Annotated in this window: 25 protein-coding genes; 14 read left to right on the top strand and 11 right to left on the bottom strand. The window is 56.1% G+C overall.

From position 1 onward, the window contains the following. The first annotated feature begins 1 nt into the window (after window position 1). The 4 genes from RRF55_RS11710 to gstA all read left to right on the top strand — a co-directional run bounded on the left by RRF55_RS11710 (window position 2) and on the right by gstA (window position 4,166). Window positions 2-700, top strand: coding sequence for an electron transport complex subunit E (locus tag RRF55_RS11710; protein ID WP_002907733.1), 699 nt, complete (start codon window positions 2-4; stop codon window positions 698-700). 1 nt (window position 701) lies between these two features. Continuing rightward, complete coding sequence (gene nth, locus RRF55_RS11705) at window positions 702-1,337, top strand: endonuclease III (RefSeq protein WP_002907734.1); 636 nt, start codon at window positions 702-704, stop codon at window positions 1,335-1,337. 607 nt (window positions 1,338-1,944) lie between these two features. Then, window positions 1,945-3,450, top strand: a complete 1,506-nt coding sequence (gene dtpA / locus RRF55_RS11700; protein WP_004151206.1) for a dipeptide/tripeptide permease DtpA — start codon at window positions 1,945-1,947, stop codon at window positions 3,448-3,450. A gap of 110 nt (window positions 3,451-3,560) precedes the next feature. Beyond that, window positions 3,561-4,166, top strand: coding sequence for a glutathione transferase GstA (gene gstA, locus RRF55_RS11695; RefSeq protein WP_004175870.1), 606 nt, complete (start codon window positions 3,561-3,563; stop codon window positions 4,164-4,166). 42 nt (window positions 4,167-4,208) lie between these two features. On the opposite strand, the gene pdxY is transcribed toward gstA, so the two are convergent. The 5 genes from pdxY to anmK form a co-directional block, all read right to left on the bottom strand. Then, window positions 4,209-5,069, bottom strand: coding sequence for a pyridoxal kinase PdxY (gene pdxY, locus RRF55_RS11690; RefSeq protein ID WP_002907739.1), 861 nt, complete (start codon window positions 5,067-5,069; stop codon window positions 4,209-4,211). Between the two features lie 61 nt (window positions 5,070-5,130). Then, window positions 5,131-6,405, bottom strand: coding sequence for a tyrosine--tRNA ligase (tyrS, locus tag RRF55_RS11685; RefSeq protein ID WP_002907740.1), 1,275 nt, complete (start codon window positions 6,403-6,405; stop codon window positions 5,131-5,133). A gap of 124 nt (window positions 6,406-6,529) precedes the next feature. Beyond that, a complete protein-coding gene (pdxH, locus tag RRF55_RS11680) occupies window positions 6,530-7,186 on the bottom strand; it encodes a pyridoxamine 5'-phosphate oxidase (RefSeq protein WP_002907742.1) in 657 nt (218 codons plus the stop codon). A 57-nt stretch (window positions 7,187-7,243) separates the two neighbouring features. Further along, window positions 7,244-7,567 (bottom strand): C-type lysozyme inhibitor, encoded by a 324-nt coding sequence (gene mliC, locus RRF55_RS11675; protein ID WP_002907744.1) that lies wholly within the window; start codon window positions 7,565-7,567, stop codon window positions 7,244-7,246. A 92-nt stretch (window positions 7,568-7,659) separates the two neighbouring features. Beyond that, window positions 7,660-8,784 (bottom strand): anhydro-N-acetylmuramic acid kinase, encoded by a 1,125-nt coding sequence (gene anmK, locus RRF55_RS11670; protein WP_004143831.1) that lies wholly within the window; start codon window positions 8,782-8,784, stop codon window positions 7,660-7,662. A gap of 267 nt (window positions 8,785-9,051) precedes the next feature. On the opposite strand from anmK, the gene slyB reads away from it, so the two are divergent. Both slyB and RRF55_RS11660 read left to right on the top strand, forming a co-directional pair. After that, window positions 9,052-9,519, top strand: a complete 468-nt coding sequence (gene slyB, locus RRF55_RS11665) for an outer membrane lipoprotein SlyB (protein ID WP_002907749.1) — start codon at window positions 9,052-9,054, stop codon at window positions 9,517-9,519. Between the two features lie 222 nt (window positions 9,520-9,741). Next, window positions 9,742-11,103, top strand: coding sequence for a sensor domain-containing diguanylate cyclase (locus RRF55_RS11660; RefSeq protein ID WP_023282654.1), 1,362 nt, complete (start codon window positions 9,742-9,744; stop codon window positions 11,101-11,103). A gap of 33 nt (window positions 11,104-11,136) precedes the next feature. Here the strand turns inward: RRF55_RS11660 and slyA are convergent, their stop codons facing one another. Further along, window positions 11,137-11,577: a transcriptional regulator SlyA gene (slyA, locus tag RRF55_RS11655; protein WP_004143833.1), complete on the bottom strand. Its 441-nt coding sequence runs from the start codon at window positions 11,575-11,577 to the stop codon at window positions 11,137-11,139. Window positions 11,578-11,749: 172 nt separating this feature from the next. Between slyA and RRF55_RS11650 the strand changes: the two genes are divergently transcribed. The 3 genes from RRF55_RS11650 to RRF55_RS11640 are packed head-to-tail and all read left to right on the top strand — an operon-like array spanning window position 11,750 to window position 14,917. After that, a complete protein-coding gene (locus RRF55_RS11650) occupies window positions 11,750-11,986 on the top strand; it encodes a DUF1656 domain-containing protein (protein ID WP_004143834.1) in 237 nt (78 codons plus the stop codon). A 10-nt stretch (window positions 11,987-11,996) separates the two neighbouring features. Beyond that, window positions 11,997-12,893, top strand: a complete 897-nt coding sequence (locus tag RRF55_RS11645) for an efflux RND transporter periplasmic adaptor subunit (protein WP_004143835.1) — start codon at window positions 11,997-11,999, stop codon at window positions 12,891-12,893. Further along, window positions 12,893-14,917 carry an FUSC family protein gene (locus RRF55_RS11640; protein WP_004898611.1) on the top strand — a complete coding sequence of 675 codons (2,025 nt, stop codon included), beginning with the start codon at window positions 12,893-12,895 and terminating at the stop codon, window positions 14,915-14,917. Before RRF55_RS11645 ends, RRF55_RS11640 begins: the two co-directional genes overlap by 1 nt. Here RRF55_RS11640 and sodC read toward each other — a convergent pair. The 3 genes from sodC to RRF55_RS11625 form a co-directional block, all read right to left on the bottom strand. Beyond that, entirely contained in the window at window positions 14,910-15,431 is a 522-nt protein-coding gene (gene sodC, locus RRF55_RS11635; protein WP_004184268.1) for a superoxide dismutase [Cu-Zn] SodC, read from the bottom strand. The two genes, RRF55_RS11640 and sodC, sit on opposite strands and share 8 nt — an antisense overlap. 69 nt (window positions 15,432-15,500) lie before the next feature. After that, on the bottom strand, window positions 15,501-16,397 hold the full coding sequence (locus tag RRF55_RS11630; protein ID WP_064150716.1) for an aldo/keto reductase: 897 nt from the start codon (window positions 16,395-16,397) through the stop codon (window positions 15,501-15,503). Window positions 16,398-16,445: 48 nt separating this feature from the next. Beyond that, complete coding sequence (locus RRF55_RS11625; protein WP_165452876.1) at window positions 16,446-16,688, bottom strand: DUF1289 domain-containing protein; 243 nt, start codon at window positions 16,686-16,688, stop codon at window positions 16,446-16,448. Window positions 16,689-16,827: 139 nt separating this feature from the next. Between RRF55_RS11625 and RRF55_RS11620 the strand changes: the two genes are divergently transcribed. From RRF55_RS11620 to rnt, 4 genes are all read left to right on the top strand, one after another. Beyond that, the gene (locus RRF55_RS11620; RefSeq protein ID WP_004175857.1) at window positions 16,828-17,427 is read left to right on the top strand and encodes a TetR/AcrR family transcriptional regulator; all 600 of its coding nucleotides are present in this window, start codon (window positions 16,828-16,830) and stop codon (window positions 17,425-17,427) included. Window positions 17,428-17,480: 53 nt separating this feature from the next. After that, window positions 17,481-18,578, top strand: a complete 1,098-nt coding sequence (locus tag RRF55_RS11615; protein WP_002907763.1) for an alkene reductase — start codon at window positions 17,481-17,483, stop codon at window positions 18,576-18,578. 78 nt (window positions 18,579-18,656) lie between these two features. Next, window positions 18,657-19,064, top strand: coding sequence for a lactoylglutathione lyase (gene gloA, locus RRF55_RS11610; protein ID WP_002907764.1), 408 nt, complete (start codon window positions 18,657-18,659; stop codon window positions 19,062-19,064). Between the two features lie 137 nt (window positions 19,065-19,201). Continuing rightward, the gene (gene rnt / locus RRF55_RS11605) at window positions 19,202-19,849 is read left to right on the top strand and encodes a ribonuclease T (RefSeq protein WP_002907766.1); all 648 of its coding nucleotides are present in this window, start codon (window positions 19,202-19,204) and stop codon (window positions 19,847-19,849) included. 47 nt (window positions 19,850-19,896) lie between these two features. On the opposite strand, the gene RRF55_RS11600 is transcribed toward rnt, so the two are convergent. After that, the gene (locus RRF55_RS11600) at window positions 19,897-20,244 is read right to left on the bottom strand and encodes a Grx4 family monothiol glutaredoxin (RefSeq protein ID WP_002907768.1); all 348 of its coding nucleotides are present in this window, start codon (window positions 20,242-20,244) and stop codon (window positions 19,897-19,899) included. Window positions 20,245-20,584: 340 nt separating this feature from the next. On the opposite strand from RRF55_RS11600, the gene RRF55_RS11595 reads away from it, so the two are divergent. Next, window positions 20,585-21,457, top strand: coding sequence for a C40 family peptidase (locus RRF55_RS11595; protein WP_004151204.1), 873 nt, complete (start codon window positions 20,585-20,587; stop codon window positions 21,455-21,457). Here the strand turns inward: RRF55_RS11595 and RRF55_RS11590 are convergent. Beyond that, on the bottom strand, window positions 21,412-21,897 hold the full coding sequence (locus RRF55_RS11590) for a helix-turn-helix domain-containing protein (RefSeq protein ID WP_040165305.1): 486 nt from the start codon (window positions 21,895-21,897) through the stop codon (window positions 21,412-21,414). The two genes, RRF55_RS11595 and RRF55_RS11590, sit on opposite strands and share 46 nt — an antisense overlap. Between the last annotated feature and the right edge of the window lie 246 nt (window positions 21,898-22,143).

Genomic DNA, 22,143 nt, shown 5'->3' with positions numbered 1-22,143 from the left:
CATGAGCGAAGTTAAAGACGTCATCGTCCAGGGCCTGTGGAAAAATAACTCCGCCCTGGTTCAGCTGTTAGGTATGTGTCCTCTGCTGGCGGTCACCTCGACCGCCACCAACGCCCTCGGGCTGGGTTTGGCCACCACCCTGGTGTTAACCCTGACCAACCTGACCATCTCCAGCCTGCGCCGCTGGACGCCGGCGGAGATCCGGATCCCCATCTACGTAATGATTATCGCCTCGGTGGTGAGCGTCGTGCAGATGCTGATCAACGCCTATGCCTTCGGCCTCTATCAGTCGCTGGGGATTTTCATCCCGCTTATCGTGACCAACTGCATCGTGGTCGGCCGCGCCGAAGCCTTTGCCGCCAAAAAAGGGCCGGCGCTGTCGGCGCTGGACGGTTTCTCGATCGGCATGGGCGCTACCTGCGCGATGTTTGTGCTGGGCTCCCTGCGCGAGATCCTTGGCAACGGCACCCTGTTTGACGGCGCCGACAGTCTGCTTGGGAGCTGGGCGAAGGTTCTGCGCATCGAGGTTTTCCACACCGACACCCCTTTCCTGCTGGCTATGCTGCCGCCAGGCGCCTTTATTGGCCTCGGCATGATGCTGGCGATTAAATACCTTATCGATGAACGTAGCAAACAGCGGAAGGCGCAAGCGGCCCGGGCCGTCTCTGTCGCCCCGTCCGACGTGACAGGGAAAGCATAATATGAACAAAGCCAAACGCCTGGCGATCCTTACCAGGCTGCGGGAAAACGATCCCCACCCCACTACCGAACTGCATTTCAGTTCGCCATTCGAGCTGCTGATTGCCGTCCTGCTTTCTGCACAGGCCACCGATGTAAGCGTCAACAAAGCGACAGCCAAACTCTATCCGGTGGCCAATACGCCCGCAGCGATGCTGGCCCTGGGGGTGGATGGGGTAAAATCGTATATCAAGACTATCGGCCTGTTTAACAGCAAAGCGGAAAACGTCATCAAAACCTGCCGCATCCTGTTGGAGCAGCACAATGGTGAGGTGCCGGAAGACAGAGCAGCGCTGGAGGCGCTACCCGGCGTGGGCCGTAAAACCGCCAACGTGGTGCTGAATACCGCCTTTGGCTGGCCGACCATCGCCGTGGACACGCACATCTTCCGCGTCTGCAATCGGACGCAGTTCGCCCCGGGCAAGAATGTTGAACAGGTGGAAGAGAAGCTTCTGAAGGTGGTCCCCGCCGAGTTTAAGGTCGACTGCCATCACTGGCTGATCCTGCATGGGCGTTATACCTGTATTGCCCGCAAGCCGCGCTGCGGCTCCTGCCTGATTGAAGATCTTTGCGAATACAAAGATAAAGTCTACGCCTGACTGTCTCGTCTCTATTGCGGTCATAGCTTAACTCTGGGTTATGGCCCGCATTCATCTATTTCACCGGCCATTAACACCACATAATCATCATGATTATGGATGATTATCCGGTTATATAACAAACAACTAGTTCATTCATTTTTTATCAGCGCAAAATTTCTATGCATTTGTGATCCAGATCATGCTCGCAACTTTATGTTGATTGAATGTTACTGGAATGGAAATAAATGTCAGGCAATACAACGGATGAGTAAAGATTGTCAGGATAATGACCCATGATTTTTTAAGATAATGGACCATATCACTATGCTTACGCCAGATCAGTAGAATATATCGCCTTTTCCCGGAAAACCGGCGAACCCAAAAGATAAAAATACCAACGATATCGAAACGGTAAAATTTAACGCTGTATAACATTCATATGTCCGGAGCATTATACCACCCTGATTATGTGTAACAGATTATTACAAAAGCCTTGCCTGATGCGCCAGGATAGTGAACATTACTTGCCGTTTTCCCTCCAAGAATAACTATAAAGGCGGCGGTCCAACGAGATTGCGCCCCGAACACCCCCCAGTAAATATGGGATGTAAAAAAAGAGGTATATGTGTCTACTGCAAACAATAAACCAGCAGAAAGCGTGAGTCTGAACGCTTTCAAACAACCACGCGCGTTCTATCTCATTTTCTCGATCGAGTTGTGGGAGCGTTTTGGTTACTACGGCCTGCAAGGGATCATGGCCGTTTACCTGGTAAAACAGCTGGGTATGTCGGAAGCGGATTCCATTACTCTGTTCTCCTCCTTTAGCGCGCTGGTTTATGGCCTCGTCGCCATTGGCGGCTGGCTGGGTGATAAAGTGCTGGGTACCAAGCGTGTCATCATGCTGGGCGCTATCGTGCTGGCGATTGGCTATGCGCTGGTGGCCTGGTCCGGCCATGACGCCGCTATCGTCTATATGGGTATGGCGACCATCGCCGTCGGTAACGGCCTGTTTAAAGCCAACCCGTCCTCCCTGCTTTCAACCTGCTATGACAAAAACGACCCACGTCTGGACGGTGCATTTACCATGTACTACATGTCCATCAACATCGGTTCGTTCTTCTCTATGCTGGCAACCCCGTGGCTGGCCGCACGTTTTGGCTGGAGCGTAGCGTTTGCCCTCAGCGTGGTGGGGATGGTGATCACCATTATTAACTTCGCCTTCTGTCAGAAATGGGTTAAACAGTACGGCTCTAAACCGGACTTTGCCCCGGTACACATGGGTAAACTGCTGGCGACCATCGCTGGCGTGGTGGTGCTGGTCGCTATCGCCACCTGGCTGCTGCATAACCAGGGTATCGCACGTATGGTGCTGGGCGTCGTCGCACTGGGTATCGTCGTGATTTTCGCCAAAGAAACCATAGGCCTGAAAGGCGCTCCGCGTCGTAAAATGATCGTCGCTTTCCTGCTGATGGTAGAAGCGATTGTCTTCTTCGTGTTGTACAGCCAGATGCCGACCTCGCTGAACTTCTTCGCCATCCGTAACGTGGAGCACTCGATCCTCGGTCTCGCCTTTGAACCGGAACAGTATCAGGCGCTGAACCCCTTCTGGATCATGATTGGTAGCCCGATTCTGGCCGCCATCTACAACAAGATGGGCGACCGCCTGCCGATGCCGCACAAATTTGCTATCGGTATGGTACTGTGCTCTGGCGCATTCCTCGTCCTGCCTTTAGGGGCGAAGTTCGCCAGCGACGCCGGTATCGTCTCGGTCAACTGGCTGATTCTGAGCTACGCGCTACAGTCTATCGGTGAACTGATGATTTCCGGCCTCGGCCTGGCGATGGTCGCTCAGCTGGTTCCTCAGCGTCTGATGGGCTTCATCATGGGCAGCTGGTTCCTCACCACGGCAGGCGCGGCGATCATCGCCGGGAAAATCGCTAACCTGATGGCAGTCCCGGAGAATGTCACCGATCCGCTGGTGTCGCTGGAAGTGTACGGTCACGTATTCCTGCAGATTGGTATCGTCACCGCGGTTATCGCCGCCCTGATGCTGCTGACCGCGCCGAAACTGAATCGTATGACTCAGGACGACAGCGCGGACATTAAAGCACGCGAAACCGCGGCTGCCTGACGCCGCAGGGAAAACTAATTATTTTTAAGCCGCTAACGTTAGTTTAGCGGCTTTTTTTTTACCCCTGGCAGGACTAACATACAGAAAACTGCAGCCACGAGGAGTCACGCATGAAACTGTTCTACAAACCCGGCGCCTGTTCCCTTGCCTCGCATATTGCCCTACGCGAAAGCGGTCTGGATTTTACCCTGCAGAGCGTGGATCTGGCCCAGAAACGGCTGGAAAACGGGGAAGACTATCTGCTGATCAACCCGAAAGGTCAGGTGCCGGCGCTGCTGCTGGATGATGATATCCTGCTCACTGAGGGCGTAGCCATCATGCAGTACATCGCAGACCAGGTGCCGGATCGTCATCTGCTGGCGCCGGTGGGCTCGATTGCGCGCTATCAGACTCTCGAATGGCTGAACTATGTGGCCACCGAGCTGCATAAAAGCTTTACCCCGCTGTTCCGCCCGGATACCCCGGAGGACTATAAGCCTGTCGCGCGGGGGCTGCTTGAGAAAAAGCTGCAATACGTTGATGCAGCGCTGGCAGACAAACAGTGGCTGACCGGCCATCGCTTCACCATTGCCGATGGTTATCTGTTTACGGTGCTGCGCTGGGCCTATGCTATAAAACTGGATATGGCTGCCTATGGTCATATCGGCAACTGGATGACGCAGGTGGCAGCGCGTCCGGCGGTGGCGGCCGCACTGGCGGCTGAAGGCTTAAAATAAGGCCTGAACCTGCCCGGCGGACCGTCGGGCAGGCCCTGGGAGTTACAGCCGGGTGGCGCTGAAGCAGTGCTCCGGTACGGCGATGCGATCCTGCGCCGCTACTACCTGCAGTTCGTATTCCTGCATATTTTTGGTGGCGAGCATAATCTCGTACACCGCGGCGGTGACGTGTTCCAGCGCATCGCGCAGACTTGCCCCCTGCAGCAATTTTACCAACAGCAGACCGCTGGTCACATCGCCGACGCCCACCGGCTGACGCAGGCCGAAATCCACCAGCGGCCGACTAATATGCCAGGCTTCTTCGGCCGTCACCAGCAGCATCTCAAAACGATCCATACTCAGACCCGCACGGGCAAGATGCTTAACTAATACCACTTCCGGCCCCTGGGCAATCAGCTCCCGCGCGGCGGCCACTGCCTCGCTGACGCTGGCGACCGGATGACCGCACAGGATCTCCAGCTCAACCAGATTCGGGGCAATAATATCGCTGGCCGGCAGCGCATAGCGCACGTGGAACTCCGCCACGCCCGGCGCAACGATGCAGCCCTTCTCCGGGTGACCCATCACCGGATCGCAAAAATATTTCGCCGCCGGATTGGCCGCCTTAACCTGACGCACGATACCGAGGATATGCTCTCCCTGCTCAGCGGAGCCAAGATAGCCGCTCAGTACCGCATCGCAGGTCTGCAGCTTGTCGATGTCGGCAATCCCCTGAACGATCTCCGTCAAATGCGAAGGCGGCATGACGCAGCCGGTCCATTTGCCGTACTGCGTATGGTTAGAGAACTGTACGGTATTCAGGGGCCAGACATTGGCGCCCAGACGGCGCATCGGAAATTCGGCGGCACTGTTGCCGGCATGGCCAAACACAACGTGAGACTGAATGGCGAGGATGTTCTTCATTTTCTTACCACAACCCTAAAAAGAAAAAGGGCGTGGTTTCCCACGCCCTGGCAGTATTTTTTTATTTCCAGCAGACCAGGCAGTAATTTTTCTTACCGCGACGCAGCAAGGTGTAGCGGCCAAACAGGCGATCGCTGTCACTGAATACATATTCCGGGTCGGCCTGTTTTTCGCCGTTGATGGTCACCGCGTTAGAGGCAACGGTTTTACGCGCCTGACCGCGGGACGGCTGCAGCTCGGAATCAACCAGCGCCTGCAGCAGATCGGCGCCTTTTTCCATTTCGATCATCGGCACGCCATCCTGGGCCAGCTGTTCGAAGTCTGCTTCGCTCAGGTCGCTCAGGTTACCGTTGAACAGGCTTTCGGTAATGCGCTTCGCCGCTTCCAGGCCTTCTTCGCCGTGAACAAGGCGCGTCACCTGCTCTGCCAGCACGTACTGGGCGCGCGGCGCTTTACCGCTGTTTTTGTCTTCTTCTTCCAGGGCATTGATCTCCGCAATGTCCATAAAGGTGAAGAATTTGAGGAAGCGATAGACATCAGCATCCGCGGTGTTGATCCAGAACTGGTAGAATTTGTACGGACTGGTTTTCTTCGGATCCAGCCACACGGCGCCGCCTTCGGTTTTACCGAATTTGGTGCCGTCCGCTTTGGTGATCAGCGGTACGGTCAGGCCAAACACCTGGTTCTGATGCAGACGACGGGTCAGATCGATGCCGGAGGTGATGTTGCCCCACTGGTCAGAGCCGCCGATCTGCAGCGCCACGCCGTGCAGCTTATTCAGGCAGGCAAAGTCGTAACCCTGCAGCAGATTGTAAGAGAACTCGGTAAAGGAGATACCCTGATCGTCACGATTCAGACGCTGCTTCACCGCTTCTTTGTTGATCATCTGGTTAACAGAGAAGTGTTTACCGATATCGCGCAGGAAGGTCAGCACGTTCATGCTGCCAAACCAGTCATAGTTATTCGCCGCGATCGCCGAGTTGTCGCCGCAGTCAAAATCAAGGAACGGAGCCACCTGTTTGCGGATTTTATCCACCCACTCCTGCACGGTATCCTCGGTGTTTAGTTTACGCTCAGCGGCTTTGAAGCTTGGGTCGCCAATCAGACCGGTTGCGCCGCCCACCAGCGCCACAGGTTTATGACCTGCCTGCTGGAAGCGTTTCAGGCATAACAATGGAACAAGATGCCCCAAATGCAAGCTGTCAGCGGTAGGATCGAAGCCGCAATAGAGCGCGATCGGGCCTTGCGCCAGTCGCTCTGCTAACGCTTCCTCGTCCGTCACCTGGGCTACCAGCCCCCGCTCTTGCAATTGTTTAATCAAGTTACTGCTTGCCATCAAATTCTCCATGTATAAACGACTGCACCTCTGCCGGTACACGACTTTTCGCCAGATGCGAAAAGTACATAGAATAAAGCGCCGGCCCTTTCAGCGCCAGCGCTTCGATAACTAATTTCGGCGTTTACGGCGCCAGACGGTCTATTTTCCAGGCGCCGCTATCGCGCTGGTATAAAAAGCGATCGTGCAGACGGTGTTCTCCCCCCTGCCAGAACTCCATCTGCTCAATGCTGACGCGGAATCCGCCCCAGAAGCTCGGCAACGGCACTTCACCCTGCTGGAACTTCTGCTTCAGCTCAAGGAATTTGCTTTCGAGGATGCCGCGGGCTGAGATCCGGCTCGACTGCTTCGAGACCCAGGCGCCAATCTGGCTGTCGCGCGGACGGCTGTGGAAATATTTGACCACTTCCAGCGTCGACAGACGCTCCGCTTTGCCGATTACCATCACCTGGCGCTCCAGCATATGCCACGGGAAAAGCAGGCTGACCTGCGGGTTGTTTTCAATTTGATGCGCTTTGCGGCTGCCGAGGTTGGTATAAAACACCAACCCTTTTTCGTCGTAGTGCTTCAGCAGCACAATGCGCTGGTAGGGCTGGCCGCGCTCATCGACGGTGGCGACCACCATGGCCGTCGGGTCGGCAAGTTTCGCATCGCAGGCCTGACGCAGCCAGCGTTCAAACAGCGGCAGGGGTTCAGCAGGAAGATCGTGGCGACGCAAACCGCCACGGGTGTATTCACGGCGCAAATGCGCAATTTGCTGGAGTTCGTCGTTATCAGACATGGCCATTGAGGATGTAGTCATAAGGTGGCGTTATTGTGCGCCCCCCGGACAGAAATCTCAACGTTTGGCCGTCTGCAGCTGACAGTTATCAAGGACGATGCGGTCGCGCTTATAGACGGTGGCGGTATCGCCTTTTGACCAGAACACATAGACGCCGTCGGTATAGCGCGCCCCGGAAGCCGACAGCCCCTCAGACAGGTTCAGTTGCTGATTATCATAGATAAAACTGACCTGCTGGCGTGCGTTATTGCGATGGACCGTCAATGGTTTCTGGTCGCATTGATACTCCAGCGTGTCCGTCTGCATCCGCTCGACAAACTGGTTGTAGTAGCTACAGCCCGCCAGCATAAAAGGTACAACTGCGATAAGAATTTTTTTCATTCGTTTGCCTTCGACTTTCCCGGTCACGGCGGGCACTCCGCCCTCCGCTTAACTTGTCCAGTTTACCGGTCGCATCGTATTTAAGATTTCAGTTAACTCCGATTCTGCGGCGGGTTAGCCGGAAAAATGGCGCCCAGCACCGAGGCTTCGCTGGCGCCGGTCACGGAGGGCAGATTGCCCGGCAGACCAGCCAGCGTTCGCCAGGCCAGCCAGGCAAAGGCCAGCGCTTCCATATCATCGCCGCTGATCCCCGCCTCATCGGTGGTGGAGACCTCGGTTCCCGGCAGCAGCGCCGCCAGGCGAGCCATTAACAAGGGGTTACGCGCGCCGCCGCCGCACACTAACAAACGCTCGCAGCCGCCGCTTAACAATACCTGCTCACTGATGGTGACGGCGGTCAATTCCGCAAGCGTAGCCTGAACATCCTCCCCGCGTAGCCCCGGATAGCGGGCCATATGCTGCTCCAGCCAGCCGTAATTGAAATATTCCCGACCGGTGCTTTTTGGCGCCGGCAAGGCAAACCACGGATCGCTCAGCATGTCCTGCAGCAGCGGCAGCAGCACTTTACCTTCGCTAGCCCATTGGGCGTCCTTGTCGTACGGTTTGCCCTTCTGGCGCCAGATCCAGGCGTCCAGCAACATATTTCCCGGCCCGGTATCATAGCCGCGCACCGGCTGCCCTGGCGCCAGCAGCGACACATTAGCGATCCCGCCGATATTGAGCACCATACGTCGCTCAACGGGGTGGGCCAGCAGCGCATGATGAAAAGCCGGCACCAGCGGCGCTCCCTGCCCGCCTAGCGCCATATCCCGGCGACGAAAATCCCCCACTACGGTTATCCCGGTGTGGGCGGCGATCTGGTTGTTGTCACCAATTTGCAGGGTATGCGGAGCCTCTCCCTGCGGTTCATGCCATACGGTCTGTCCATGGCAGCCGATGGCGATGACGTCGGTGGGTTTGAGACTTTCCTGGCGCATCAGCGCCAGTACGGCATCGGCAAACAGCCGTCCCAGACGGGTGTCCAGACGACCTAGCTGCGAAAGGGTCAGCGACTGCCCCTGGCAAATCGCCAGAATCTCTTCTTTTATCGCGTGTGGAATGGGCCAGGTGAGACTAGCCTGCTGCGCCACCATGTTTTCAGTAATGGTGGCCAAAACGACATCGATACCATCCAGGCTGGTACCAGACATAACGCCAATAAAGCGACCCGATCTCATACGTTTTCCTTCATTCCATGACCCTTGTATGCCCTTCACTCCATCATAAAGTGTCGGTTAATGCTATGTTGTACTAATACTTTTTAACAATAGAGCGACAAATCAGAGAACATCGTAAAGAACCGGCGTTTAGTTGAGGTTGAAGCACCAGTGTTTATTATTTTTTGTATAGTCCAGGGAGAACCTATGCCCGCCGACGACTAAATGCCATATAATTAACCGTATGGACGTTCAATTGAACACCTTCGGTGAACAGGAGATTCATAAATGATTTTACGTGTTTTGGCTGTATCGATGATTGGTTTTACGCTCGCAGGCTGCGTGAGCAGCAGCGGCCTGTCCGGCGACGTTTATTCCGCATCTGAAGCCAAACAGGTGCAGAGCGTGACTTACGGTACTATCGTGCATACGCGCGCCGTACAGATCCAGAGCGGCGACGATAGCAATGCCATCGGGGCCATTGGCGGTGCGGTACTGGGCGGGTTCCTTGGAAACACCATCGGCGGCGGTACCGGACGCTCTCTGGCTACGGCGGCAGGTGCGGTCGCGGGCGGCGTAGCCGGTCAGGGCGTTCAGGGCGCGATGAATAAAACGCAGGGCGTTGAACTGGAAATCCGTAAGGACGATGGCAATACCATTATGGTAGTGCAGAAACAGGGCAGCACTCCGTTCTCCGTTGGTCAGCGCGTGGCCATTGCCGGCAGCGGCAGCCAGGTCACCGTCTCTCCGCGATAATTTCCCTTACGATGCGGCCGGTTGCGCCGCATCGTATTTTTCAGCCACGTTTATTTCGCCGTAATAAATTCGTAGTAACCATCAGACATCTTTATTTTAATATTCCATGAATCATTGCGCCTGCGCAATATCTTATCTGCCCGCCCCTATTACCCTCAAGAACGTAAATTAGCCCTGGTGACTCATCGTCGCTGCCGTTGCCTTTTATGTGGAATATTGCCTATGCCCGAACATGTGCATCATATCGTTAAACGTCTAATCCTTTATATTTGCATTTGTTTACTGGCCGGGATTGGCATTTCCGGGATGACTGCGTTTTTTCATACCAGCTTCAGTAGTACTTCCTCAATATTATTTCCGCTGCTGACCAGTTTCCTGATGGTTTTTCATATTACCATTGCCTGTTTTATGGGCATGAAATACTGGAGCAGCAAGCGGCGTCTGTACCTTACTCCAGTCTCTTTCGGGTTTGCCTGCTCAGCGCTGCTGATGCTTGGCACGCTCAGCAGCTATCCGGACTGGCTTACCTGCAATCCGGCCCCGGTCGTTAATCAAAATGACGCCGTTATCTATTATTTCTTCCGCAATATAATGATGGCTGTGTTATTCATGTCATCTATTATTTTGTACTATTTTCGCCAGCGCATCATGCATTCGTGGAAAGCACACGTTCTTACATTTACAGCATGTATACTTTTTACGTTGACCATTATTGTTTTATCATGGCTATACTCCAGCCATTCGCCGTGGCTGAGCGTCAATTTTATCGACGATCTGAGCCATACCTTTACCCCGTTGTGGCAAAGTATTATCGGCTGGCTGCTGATGGCTGTTTGGTTAATCACGCTGATTTTATTAATTAGCTTGAGTAAACTGCGTAATATTTTTTGGTTCAGCGGCGCTTTTTTTTGCAGCGCTTATTTGTTCACGCTTTTCCAGCTGCTCTCCACCGCAGGGGAGCTGGATCAGACCTGGTACCAGGCGCGTTTTTTCGAAACGCTATGCACCTTGTTCCTGATTCTGGTGCTACTGGTTGACGTCTTTATCCTCTATCGCGAGTCTAACCACAAATATGTTCATTCGTATCAGAATTCGATCCGCGACCCGTTGACCCGCCTCTACAACCGCAGCTTCTTCTACGACACCCTTAACCAACAGCTGGCGAAGGTGAATGCCCAGCATCCGCTGTCGGTGCTCATCAGCGACCTCGACCATTTCAAACGCATCAACGATAGCTACGGCCATGTCGCCGGCGACAAAGTGATCCAGTTCGCCGCCTCGGTGCTGGAAAGCCATTCGCGGGTAGATGACGCCGCCGCACGCATCGGCGGTGAGGAATTTGCTCTGCTGCTGGTCAACACCGGTGAAAAAGAAGCGCAAGCGATCGCCGAGCGTATCCGCCTGGCGGTCAGTGCCGGGGAGAGCCATTTACCGGAGCGAATGACCATCAGCATGGGGGTGTATACCACCCACGACAATAGCGTGACAGCGGAAGCGTGCGTTCAGCGCGCGGACGAAGCCATGTATGAAGCAAAGAATAACGGACGTAACCAGGTGATCGTCTGGCATCGGCAGGGAGGGTGAAAAAAGGCCCGGATTAGCCCGGGCCGCAAAGAATTAATCTTTAGCCTGGAGATCGAGGATATTTTGTTCAAGTTTACGGATTAAGTGGAGCAAGGTTTCCACTTCCTGCTTCGAGACCCCTGAGAGGATTTCATCACGGGTCTTACCTATCACCTCTTCCATCTCGTTGATCAGCGGTTCGGCTTTTTCCGTCAGCTTGATGCGTTTGGCCCGCCGATCGCTTGCGCAGGTCTGGCGAGAAATGAGCCCTTTCTCCTCCAGCTGATCGAGCGTGCGCACCAGCGACGGCTGTTCAATACCGATAGCTTTCGCCAGCTGGATCTGCGACTGCTCAGGCGGCAGCTGGTGGATGTTATGCAGCGTGACCCAGTGGGTCTGCGTTAACTCCAGAGGTTTCAGGCGATGGTCGATTAGCGCGCGCCAAACGCGAACTAAACGTGCCAGATCAGAACCAAGTGGCGATTCCAATTTCATCTCCTTATAATTAGCTTGCTAAGTTATTATACTGGTTTTAGAATAGTGTGCAGCATTTGAATTATCAAAACAAATGAATTACTTGATTCAACAAAAACCAAAACAATGATTTACACTGTTAAAGAGTAGCACGTCCTGAGGTTACCCCTGTAATGGCAAAGGATTTTTGCTTGTGAAACTGAGTCTTAACACATCCGGATTGCCGCTGCAGGACCTGGTGTTCGGCGCATCCGTCTATTTCCCTCCGCTGTTCAAAGCCGTCTTGTTGGGTTTCTTTATCTGGTTGTTTTTACATCGCCAGCTGCGTGACTGGATGTATGCGGGCGATATCTGGCACCCGCTACTAATGGATCTCTCCCTGTTCGCGCTCTCGGTCTGTCTGGCCCTGGTATTGCTCATTGCCTGGTGATCTCCCTGTTATGAAAAGATTAAAATATCTGTCAACGCTGCTGGTCGCGGCCGTCGCCCTGATTGCCGCATGGTTGTTATGGAATTTCTACACTCAGTCACCCTGGACCCGCGACGGCAAAGTGCGCGCCGAGCAGGTTGGGATCACCCCTCAGGTCTCCGGCAGTATTCTGCAGTTGAACGTAACCGATAACCAACGGGTCAAAGCCGGGGAAGTATTGTTTACCATCGACGACACCCCCTATCGCATCGCGGTGCTGAACGCCCAGGCGCAGCTGGCGAAAGCCCAGGCGGAGGTGGCGAAAGCGCAGGCGGAGCAAAGCAAGGCCGCCAGCGAGGCTCGCCGTCGCCGAAGCCTGTCGCAAAATGCCATCTCGGCTGAAGACCTTGAGAACGTCAATACCGCCCTGAATACCGCCACCACCACCCTGGCTGCCGCCAGAGCGGGGGTCGGCGTAACCGAAGCGGCGCTGAAACATGCGCAGTGGCAGCTCAGCCAGACGGTTGTCAAAGCGCCGGTGGATGGCTGGGTGACCAACCTTTCCACCCGCGTCGGTGATTACGCTACCACCGGCCATCCGGTCTTTGCCCTGGTGGACAGCCATTCGTTTTACGTACTGGGCTACTTCGAAGAGACCAAACTGCGCCACATTCGCATCGGCGATCCGGCACAAATTATTCTCTATAGCAATCAGCAGACGCTAAAGGGCCATGTCGCGAGCATCGGCCGCGCGATTGTCGACCAGAGCGTGGAACAGGGAACCGGGCTGGTGGCCAACATCAAACCAAATATCCCCTGGGTTCGTCTCGCCCAACGCGTTCCGGTGCGAATTGCCTTTGATACGCTGCCGGCCGATGTCACCCTGGTCTCCGGCACCACCTGCACTGTCTCAATTGGCGGGCAGTAATGAACCTGCAGACCCTGTCGTGGCGCACACTCCCCTGGGTTAAAGCCACCCGGCCGCAGTGGCGGTACGCATTGCGCAACGGCATCGCGATGTGTCTTGCGCTGAGTATCGCCTATGCGCTGGATCTTGATGAGCCCTACTGGGCGATGACGTCCGCGGCGGTGGTCAGCTTTCCCACCGTCGGCGGCGTGATCAGTAAAAGTTTTGGCCGCATCGCAGGCAGCCTGCTCGGCGCCTGCGCCGCCCTGCTGCTTGCCGGTCATACACTCAACGATCCCTGGCTGTTTCTGTTCAGTATCTCCGGCTGGCTGGCGCTCTGCACCTGGGCCTGCGCCCTGTTCACCAACAACGTCGCCTACGCCTTTCAGCTGGCGGGCTATACCTGCGCCATCATCGCCTTTCCGGTGATTAACATCAGCGACAGCTACGAACTGTGGGTCATCGCCCAGTCGCGCGTCTGCGAAGTCATCGTCGGGATCCTATGCGGCGGGCTAATGATGATGATCCTGCCAAGCACCTCCGACGGCAGCAACCTGCTGACGGCCCTGAAAACCATGCACGCCCGGCTGCTGGAGCACGCCAGCCTGCTGTGGGTGCCGGAGACGACGGATGCCATTCGCACCGCCCATGAGAGCGTGATTGGCCAGATCCTGACCATGAACCTGCTGCGTATCCAGGCCTTCTGGAGCCACTACCGTTTCCGTCGGCAGAATCCTCTGCTGAACTACCTCCTGCATCAGCAGCTCAGAATGACCAGCGTCATCTCCAGTCTGCGACGGATGCTGCTGAACTGGCCTGACGCGCCGGCGAACACTCGCCAGGTACTGGAGTCGCTGCTCGCCGAGCTCGCCACCCCTCATGCCGACAGCTATCACGTTGCGCGGATCCTGGCGCCGCTGGCGCCGCGGCAGGATGCCGATTACCGGCACATCGCTTTCTGGGCGCGATTGCGCTATTTCTGTCGCATTTACCTGGAGAGCAGCCGCTGGATCCGCCGCGTTGAAAATGCCTCGGCGATCGCCGAGTTCAATGTGCCCGCCGCCCCGCCGTTAGCCCGCCATACCGATCAGGCGGAGGCGTTGCTCAACGGTGTCCGTACCTTTTGCGCGCTGGTGGCGATTGGCGCATGGGGGATCAGTACCCAGTGGACCAGCTGCGCGGCGGCCCTGACCCTGGCCTCCATCTGCTGCGTGCTCTACTCCGTATCCGCCTCGCCGTTTCGCTCGCTGACATTGCTGATGCAGACTCTGGTCCTGCTGTCGCTATTCAGTTTCGTGGTGAAGTTCGGCCTGATGGTGCAGGTAACCGACCTGTGGCAGTTTCTGCTGTTCCTGTTCCCGCTCCTGACCACCATGCAGTTATTCAAACTGCAGTGGCCCAAATACGCCGGCCTGTGGGGACAGCTTATCGTCTTTATGGGCTCGTTTATCGCCGTCACCAACCCGCCGGTGTACGATTATGCGGCCTTTTTCAATGATAATTTGAGCAAGATTGTCGGGGTAGGCTTTGCCTGGCTGGCCTTTGCGGTACTGAGTCCGGGCTCGGACGCCCGCAAAGGGCGACGCCATATCAGAGCGTTACGGCGTCACTTTGTCGATCAGCTCAGCCGTCATCCTCAGCACAGTGAGCATGAATTTGAATCGCTGGTCTATCACCACGTCAGTCAGCTCAGCCAGAGTAAGGATGCCCTGGCGCGCCGCTGGCTGTTGCGTTGGGGCGTCGTGCTGCTCAATTGCTCGCACGTCGTCTGGCAGCTTCGCGAATGGGAAACCCGCTCCGATCCTCTCGCCCAGGTGCGCGACCTGTGCATCAACCTGTTACGCGATGTGATGAGCGAGCGCGGCGTGCAGCAGCGCCCGCTGGCCTCCACCCTGCAGGAGCTGCAGCGGATCTGCGACGCCCTGAACCACCATCATCAGCCGGCGGCGCGGGAACTGGCCGCCGCGATTTGGCGACTGTACTGCGCCCTGTCGCAGCTGGAACAGGCCCCGGTGGCCGGCACAATTGGCGAAGGAACTACTTAATCACCCCGCAGGCAAACCGTTCGCCGCCGCCGCCCAGCGGCTGCGGACTGTCGGCCATGTTATCCCCGCCTACGTGGACCATCAGCGCTTTCCCTTTCACCTCCGCCAGCGTTTTCAGGCGCGGAGCAATAATCGGCTGGTCGGCTACGCCCGCATCGTTGACCACCAGCAGGGGCAGGTCGCCAAGATGCCCGGCCCCCAACGGCCCTTCGTGTTTGCCGGTATGCTGCGGATCGTAATGTCCGCCCGCCGCCCCGGCGGCCACGGCTTTACCTTCTTTCATCGCCGGCTGGCAGCTGCCTTCGGCATGAATATGAAACCCGTGCTTACCCGGCGGTAGCGCCCGCAGAGTGGGGGCGAACTCGAGTCCGCGGTCGGTTTCGGTGATTTTGACGCTGCCGATGGTCTGACCGACGCCCTGGGTGGTCACGAGATTAAGTTGCACATCTTCACTAACGGCCTGTGCGCCGGCGCAAAATGCGAGGGATAAGATCGCGAGAATACATCGTTGCATAACACCTCCGGATGGCTGTCTCCCTGTTAAGTGTAAACCAGGAACGCCTTTCCGGAGGGGAAATGCCCGTTACGGTACGTCGTACCCGAGCGCGGCTTTACGGATGCGGAACCACTGCTGACGGGTCATGCTGAGTTTTTCAGCCACAATCGCCGAGCGCACGCGCTCGATTTTGCCCGAGCCAATAATCGGCAGCGGCTGCGACGGCAGACGCAGCACCCAGGCATAAACTACCTGTTCGATACTGTCGGCGTTAAGCTCGTGCGCCACCTGCGCCAGCTCATCGCGCAGCGCCTGGAAGCCCTCTTCGTTAAACAGGCGACCACCGCCAAGACAAGACCACGCCATCGGACGAATACGCAGTTGCTGCAGCTGATCGAGAGTACCGTCGAGCAGCAGCGGCTGATGCACCGGTGAAATTTCGACCTGGTTGGTGGCGAGGGTAAACGGCAGACGTGACTGCAGCAAGGTGAACTGGGCGGTGGTAAAGTTCGAGACGCCAAAATGGCGCACTTTACCGCTATGATGCAGCGCGAGAAAAGCTTCGGCTACCTCGTCGGCGTCCATCAGTGGGTCCGGCCGGTGGATCAGCAGCAAGTCGAGATGGTCCGTCGCCAGATTACGCAGCGATTGCTCGGCGCTGAGCACGATGTGATCGCGGTCGGTAATGTAGTGGCCAATGGTGTTCTCAGCGCGCGCCCGGGTGGCGATACCGCATTTGCTGACGATTTCCATCCTGCTACGCAGATGCGGCGCTCGCTTCAGCGCTTCGCCAAAGGCAGCCTCACACTGATAATCGCCATAGATATCGGCGTGATCGACGGTGGTTACGCCTAAATCGAGATGCTGCTCAATAAAGCTGACCAGCTCGCCAGGCGACATTTTCCAGTCCATCAGACGCCAGTAGCCCATCACAAAACGTGAAAATTCCGGCCCCTGGGGAGCCATAGCAATACGCTGAACCATAACCGCTTCCTCAATAAAAAAGTGCTCTGAGTATACGTAATTTTTGGCTTAAAACAGTGAGGGTTGCTGCGGTTCTTCCGCCGGCTCCGGCCTGTGCGCGCGTATTTTGCGCAGCAGCCGTTGGCGGCAAAGACGCAAAACCTCCTGTTTCTGCGCATCGCTCATCGTTTGCCAGTTAAAACGTTCCTCACGGCTGCGGAAACAGCCGCGACAGTAGCCGCGCTCATCGGTCTGACATATTCCCCGGCACGGGCTCTGCACCGGGAAAAATTCTAACTGCTCTGCCACCACACGCCTCCTGTCCCCTCGTCTCCTTTCATTGAAGACGTTTCCCCGCGCCGACGCAAATTTTGTTCACTACGTGCTGCGCCAGCTAACATTTTTCCGCCGACGCTTGCATTAGACCAATCGGTCTACTACAGTGTGCAGCATGAACAGACACAGCGATTGCGATACCCGAGAACATATCCTGGCCACCGGCGAGCAGCTTTGCATGCATCGCGGTTTTACCGGAATGGGCTTGAGCGAACTTCTGAAGACGGCGGAGGTGCCCAAGGGCTCCTTCTACCACTACTTTCGCTCTAAGGAAGCCTTCGGCGTCGCGCTGCTTGAACATCACTACACCGGATATCTGCAGCGCCTGGTGGACCACTTCGATCATGGCGACGGTAACTATCGCGATCGCCTGCTGGCCTACTATCAGCACACGCTGAATCAGTTCTGCCAGCAGGGGATTATTAGCGGGTGTCTTACTGTCAAGCTATCCGCGGAGGTTTGCGATCTGTCGGAAGATATGCGCGCCGCCATGGATCGCGGAGCCAGCCAGATTATCGCCCTGCTGGGCGACGCGCTGGAGAAAGGACGTCAGGAAGGCAGTCTCGCATTTGACGGCGAGGCCATGACCCTGTCGCAGGTGCTGTATTCCCTGTGGCTCGGGGCCAACCTGCAGGCCAAAATTACGCGTAGCGCAACGCCGCTGGAAAGCGCCCTTGCCCACGCCAAACAGATTATTGCAGCGCCTGCGGTATAACAGGCGTTTTTATTTCATCAGTTACTAGACGACCGGTCTACTCAGGAGTCACTATGTCGGAAGCAAAATTATTCAGCCCACTGAAAGTCGGTGCGGTCACCGTCCCTAATCGCGTATTTATGGCGCCGTTGACGCGTCTGCGCAGCATTGAGCCGGGCGATATCCCTACTCCGCTGATGGGCGAATACTACCGTCAGCGCGCCAGTTCCGGGCTGATCATCACCGAAGCGACGCAGATCTCCGCGCAGGCCAAAGGCTACGCCGGCGCGCCTGGGCTGCACAGCCCGGAGCAGATTGCCGCCTGGCAGAAAATCACCGCCGGCGTTCATGCCGAAAACGGTCATATCGCCGTCCAGCTGTGGCACACCGGGCGTATTTCCCATAGCAGCCTGCAGCCTGGCGGCGCCGCCCCGGTAGCGCCTTCCGCGCTGAGCGCGGGCACCCGTACCTCACTGCGTGACGAAAACGGCCACGCCATTCGCGTCGACACCTCAATGCCCCGCGCCCTGGAAACCGCAGAGATCCCAGGGATCGTCAACGATTTCCGTCAGGCGGTCGGCAATGCCCGTGACGCCGGCTTCGATCTGGTTGAGCTGCACTCAGCCCACGGCTATCTGCTGCACCAGTTCCTCTCGCCATCGGCGAACCAGCGTACCGATCAGTACGGCGGCAGCGTGGAGAACCGTGCCCGTCTGGTGCTGGAAGTGGTTGACGCCGTGAGTCAAGAGTGGAGCGCCGAGCGCATTGGCATCCGCGTGTCGCCGATTGGCAGCTTCCAGAATGTGGATAATGGCCCGAACGAAGAAGAAGACGCGCTGTATCTGATTAGCGAGCTGGCGAAACGCGGTATCGCCTATCTGCACATGTCCGAGCCGGACTGGGCGGGCGGCAAACCTTACAGTGAAGCTTTCCGTCAGAAAGTCCGCGACCGCTTCCCGGGGGTGATCATTGGCGCTGGCGCTTACACAGTAGAAAAAGCCAACGATCTTATCAATAAAGGGCTGATTGATGCCGTGGCCTTTGGCCGCGATTACATCGCCAACCCGGATCTGGTGGCTCGCCTGCAGAAAAAAGCGCCGCTTAACCCGCAACGCCCGGAATCCTTCTACGGCGGCGGCGCGGAAGGCTACACCGATTACCCGACTCTGTAATCCCTCCATTGATAGCGGCGACGTATCGCCGCTATACTCAACGTTCTGATCTATCAAATAAACTGCATAGGGGACATTATGCGCTTACTCCACACCATGCTGCGCGTTGGCGACCTGCAACGTTCTATCGACTTCTATACCAACGTGTTGGGCATGAAGCTGCTGCGCACCAGCGAAAACCCGGAGTACAAGTACTCCCTCGCCTTTGTCGGCTACGGCGAAGAGAGCGAAACCGCGGTGATCGAACTGACCTACAACTGGGGCGTGGACAGCTATGAGCTGGGCACCGCCTACGGCCATATCGCGCTGAGCGTCGATAACGCCGCCGAAGCCTGCGAACGGATCCGTCAGAACGGGGGCAACGTCACCCGTGAAGCCGGGCCGGTAAAAGGCGGCACCACCGTCATCGCCTTCGTGGAAGATCCGGACGGTTACAAAATCGAGCTCATTGAAGAGAAAGATGCCGGCAAAGGTCTGGGCAACTAACGCTTCCCCACGCTGGCATATTTAATGCCATGGCTCGCCCGGGCGCTACGGCGCCCGTTGTTTTCACCCCTGCCTGCTGCAAGCCGCGGCAAAATTTGCCATAATGCGCGCTACTTTTTTCCAGCTAAGAGAATCTGATGTCCGAGAACGCTCAACTGAATGGTCTGTGCGACCGTTTCCGCGGTTTTTATCCGGTGGTGATCGATGTTGAAACCGCAGGATTTAACGCCAAAACCGACGCCCTGCTGGAGATCGCCGCCATTACGTTGAAGATGGATGAGCACGGCTGGCTGATGCCCGATGAAACGCTGCATTTCCATGTTGAACCTTTCGAGGGCGCCAATCTGCAGCCCGAAGCGCTGGCTTTTAACGGGATTAACCCGCATGACCCGCAGCGCGGGGCCGTCAGCGAATACGATGCCCTGCATGCCATCTTCAAAATGGTGCGCAAAGGGATGAAAGAGAGCGACTGCAGCCGGGCAATCATGGTGGCGCACAATGCCACCTTTGACCACAGCTTCACCATGACCGCCGCCGAACGCGCGGGACTTAAACGCAACCCTTTCCATCCGTTTGTTACCTTCGACACCGCCGCGCTAAGCGGGCTGGCGCTGGGCCAGACGGTGCTGTCGAAAGCCTGTATTGCCGCGGGTATGCCGTTCGACGGCGCGCAGGCTCACTCCGCCCTGTATGATACCGAGCAGACGGCGCAGCTGTTTTGCGAGATCGTGAACCGCTGGAAGCGTCTGGGCGGCTGGCCGCTGCCAGTGGCCACCCCGGAGTGATAAAAAAAGCGACTTCCAGGAAGTCGCTTTTTCACTGATGGCGGGAATTACTCCGCTTTTGGCTCGTCGGTATGGTACTTTGCCGCCGTCTCTTTGATCAGCTGCTGCAGTTCACCGCGCTGGTACATTTCGATGACGATATCGCAGCCGCCCACCAGTTCACCGTCTACCCACAGCTGCGGGAAAGTCGGCCAGTTGGCGTATTTAGGCAGCTCGGCGCGGATATCCGGGTTCTGCAGGATATCAACGTAAGCAAAACGTTCGCCACAGGCGGACAGCGCCTGAACGGCCTGGGCAGAGAAACCACAGCTTGGCAGCTTCGGCGACCCTTTCATGTACAACAGGATCGGGTTTTCAGCGATTTGGCGTTGGATCTTTTCTAAAGTCGAGCTCATTGTCGTGCTTCCTTAAACTTCTTTCTACGGCAGTAACTTGTCATTGTAGCGTCCTGTAGGCAGGACGGATAATAACATTTTTTTCACTATTCATATTTTATCTTCTGTTGCGCGAAGTTGCCTTAAAAATATCATTTTGCGGTCACAGGCGGGCGCTCATTGCGCATTTTCTGTGCGAGGCGGTCAATGTCTGACGCGTTTTCTTGCAATCGTTAACCAATCGACATTTTTGATACAAAAGAATATTAACTTTCCGGCTTTTTATGCTTTAGAATCATTCCGGTTTGTCATTCATCGTCAGGCATTTGTACATGTCTGTAATTAATCAGGGGATTGCTCAGTGGCGCGGCTAAACAAAATCGCGATATCGCTCTGTGCATTACTGTTCACGTCTATCTCATTCACGCCACTGGCTCAGGCATCAGGGCATACGCACGCCTCCGCTTCGCCAAAAGCGTTGCCCGCGAAAAGTGGCTCAGAGCGCAAGAAAAAAGCAACCAGTCAAAAAACTAAAACCACCGCTAAAACCACCAGTAAAAAGTCCTCGCGCACCCGGCTCCCTACCCGCACTACCGCAGCAAGCCAAACCGCACTTCATCGTCAGGCCGCCGGCGCGACGAAAAAATGCGTGCTGCGTAAAGGTTATAAAAAGCAGTGCGCGAAAACGGTCGCCGCCAGCGCCGAGCCGACCCTGGCGCTAAACAGCGTCAAAAGCAAATGCGTGGTGCGCAAGGGCTATAAAAAACGCTGTAAGCCCGAGGCCAGCGAAGCGAATTTAACGATCGCCGACGCCCACAAGGTCCGGGTGCAAAAGGCGCAAAGTACCGCGATGAACAAACTGATGGGCCAGTTGGGTAAACCCTATCGCTGGGGCGGCACCTCACCGCGCACCGGGTTTGACTGCAGCGGGCTGGTCTATTACGCCTATAAGGACCTGGTCAAGATCCACATCCCGCGTACGGCCAACGAAATGTACCACCTGCGCGATGCGCGTCCGGTGGATCGTGATGAACTGCAGAGCGGCGATTTAGTCTTCTTCCGCACCCGCGGACGGGGCGCTGCCGACCATGTCGGCGTCTACGTCGGCAACGGAAAATTCATTCAGTCGCCGCGCACAGGTCGTGATATTCAAATCACCTCCCTGAGCGAGGATTACTGGGTTCGCCATTATGTCGGCGCTCGTCGCGTCATGACGCCGAAAACCATTCGCTGATCCCGGTCTGCCGCTGCGGCGGCAGACCGCCTCTCCTGCTCGATATCCATCCCCACCCGCAAGGGATATTGCAGATTGCTCTCTTTGCCCGGCGTATCACGACGATAGCGGGTCGGTGACATGCCAAAGTGACGGTGAAAGGTCCGGCAGAAAGCGGCTTGTCCCTCGTATCCCAGGCACTGAGAAATACTCTGTATCGACGCCTGCGTCTGCGTTAAATAGATTGTCGCAATCGTCATCTTTCGTCGGCTGACGTAGCTCGCCAGCGTGCAGCCCGTTACCATGGCGAATTGTCGCTGGAAGTACCAGTGTGAGTAGCCGGACTTTTTCGCAATCGCGCTCACCGACAGGGTGTCGAAAATATGTGCTTCGATCCAGTCAACAATCCCCTGCACCACCGGGATCATTTTCGCGCTCACCACCTCATCTGTTTTTGCCATCGTCGTCATCCTGGGGAAATTACTGCTGGCGGCTATATTTGTCATACAAATTAAAAAATAGACAATGAATTATTGGCATAGCGACGATTGCCTGAGCGCATATTTTTATTAATCGTTTGATATTAAAGATTTATTTTTTGTTCAGCGCATTGCGTGACAGCGGCGAAGCAGAGTAGTTAATTGCCATGCGAGTTCGCAAATCCGCAGAGGGCATCTCCTTATACATGGTTGCAACAATTTTGGCGG

It is taken from the genome of Klebsiella sp. K47 (genome assembly GCF_051858335.1).
Taxonomy (GTDB): Bacteria; Pseudomonadota; Gammaproteobacteria; order Enterobacterales; family Enterobacteriaceae; genus Klebsiella; species Klebsiella pneumoniae.
This window is presented reverse-complemented; position numbering and strand designations above follow the sequence as displayed.

Excerpts from the sequence above, each read along its gene's own strand:
- mliC (WP_002907744.1), bottom strand. The coding sequence starts at position 7,567 with ATGAAAAAAATTCTTATCGCAGTTGTACCTTTTATGCTGGCGGGCTGT.
- slyA (WP_004143833.1), bottom strand. The coding sequence starts at position 11,577 with ATGAAATTGGAATCGCCACTTGGTTCTGATCTGGCACGTTTAGTTCGC.
- slyB (WP_002907749.1), top strand. The coding sequence starts at position 9,052 with ATGATTTTACGTGTTTTGGCTGTATCGATGATTGGTTTTACGCTCGCA.
- RRF55_RS11620 (WP_004175857.1), top strand. The coding sequence starts at position 16,828 with ATGAACAGACACAGCGATTGCGATACCCGAGAACATATCCTGGCCACC.
- RRF55_RS11590 (WP_040165305.1), bottom strand. The coding sequence starts at position 21,897 with ATGGCAAAAACAGATGAGGTGGTGAGCGCGAAAATGATCCCGGTGGTG.
- tyrS (WP_002907740.1), bottom strand. The coding sequence starts at position 6,405 with ATGGCAAGCAGTAACTTGATTAAACAATTGCAAGAGCGGGGGCTGGTA.
- RRF55_RS11615 (WP_002907763.1), top strand. The coding sequence starts at position 17,481 with ATGTCGGAAGCAAAATTATTCAGCCCACTGAAAGTCGGTGCGGTCACC.
- nth (WP_002907734.1), top strand. The coding sequence starts at position 702 with ATGAACAAAGCCAAACGCCTGGCGATCCTTACCAGGCTGCGGGAAAAC.
- pdxH (WP_002907742.1), bottom strand. The coding sequence starts at position 7,186 with ATGTCTGATAACGACGAACTCCAGCAAATTGCGCATTTGCGCCGTGAA.
- RRF55_RS11710 (WP_002907733.1), top strand. The coding sequence starts at position 2 with ATGAGCGAAGTTAAAGACGTCATCGTCCAGGGCCTGTGGAAAAATAAC.
- pdxY (WP_002907739.1), bottom strand. The coding sequence starts at position 5,069 with ATGAAGAACATCCTCGCCATTCAGTCTCACGTTGTGTTTGGCCATGCC.
- gstA (WP_004175870.1), top strand. The coding sequence starts at position 3,561 with ATGAAACTGTTCTACAAACCCGGCGCCTGTTCCCTTGCCTCGCATATT.
- gloA (WP_002907764.1), top strand. The coding sequence starts at position 18,657 with ATGCGCTTACTCCACACCATGCTGCGCGTTGGCGACCTGCAACGTTCT.
- RRF55_RS11630 (WP_064150716.1), bottom strand. The coding sequence starts at position 16,397 with ATGGTTCAGCGTATTGCTATGGCTCCCCAGGGGCCGGAATTTTCACGT.
- sodC (WP_004184268.1), bottom strand. The coding sequence starts at position 15,431 with ATGCAACGATGTATTCTCGCGATCTTATCCCTCGCATTTTGCGCCGGC.
- RRF55_RS11640 (WP_004898611.1), top strand. The coding sequence starts at position 12,893 with ATGAACCTGCAGACCCTGTCGTGGCGCACACTCCCCTGGGTTAAAGCC.
- rnt (WP_002907766.1), top strand. The coding sequence starts at position 19,202 with ATGTCCGAGAACGCTCAACTGAATGGTCTGTGCGACCGTTTCCGCGGT.
- RRF55_RS11660 (WP_023282654.1), top strand. The coding sequence starts at position 9,742 with ATGCCCGAACATGTGCATCATATCGTTAAACGTCTAATCCTTTATATT.
- RRF55_RS11600 (WP_002907768.1), bottom strand. The coding sequence starts at position 20,244 with ATGAGCTCGACTTTAGAAAAGATCCAACGCCAAATCGCTGAAAACCCG.
- anmK (WP_004143831.1), bottom strand. The coding sequence starts at position 8,784 with ATGAGATCGGGTCGCTTTATTGGCGTTATGTCTGGTACCAGCCTGGAT.
- RRF55_RS11645 (WP_004143835.1), top strand. The coding sequence starts at position 11,997 with ATGAAAAGATTAAAATATCTGTCAACGCTGCTGGTCGCGGCCGTCGCC.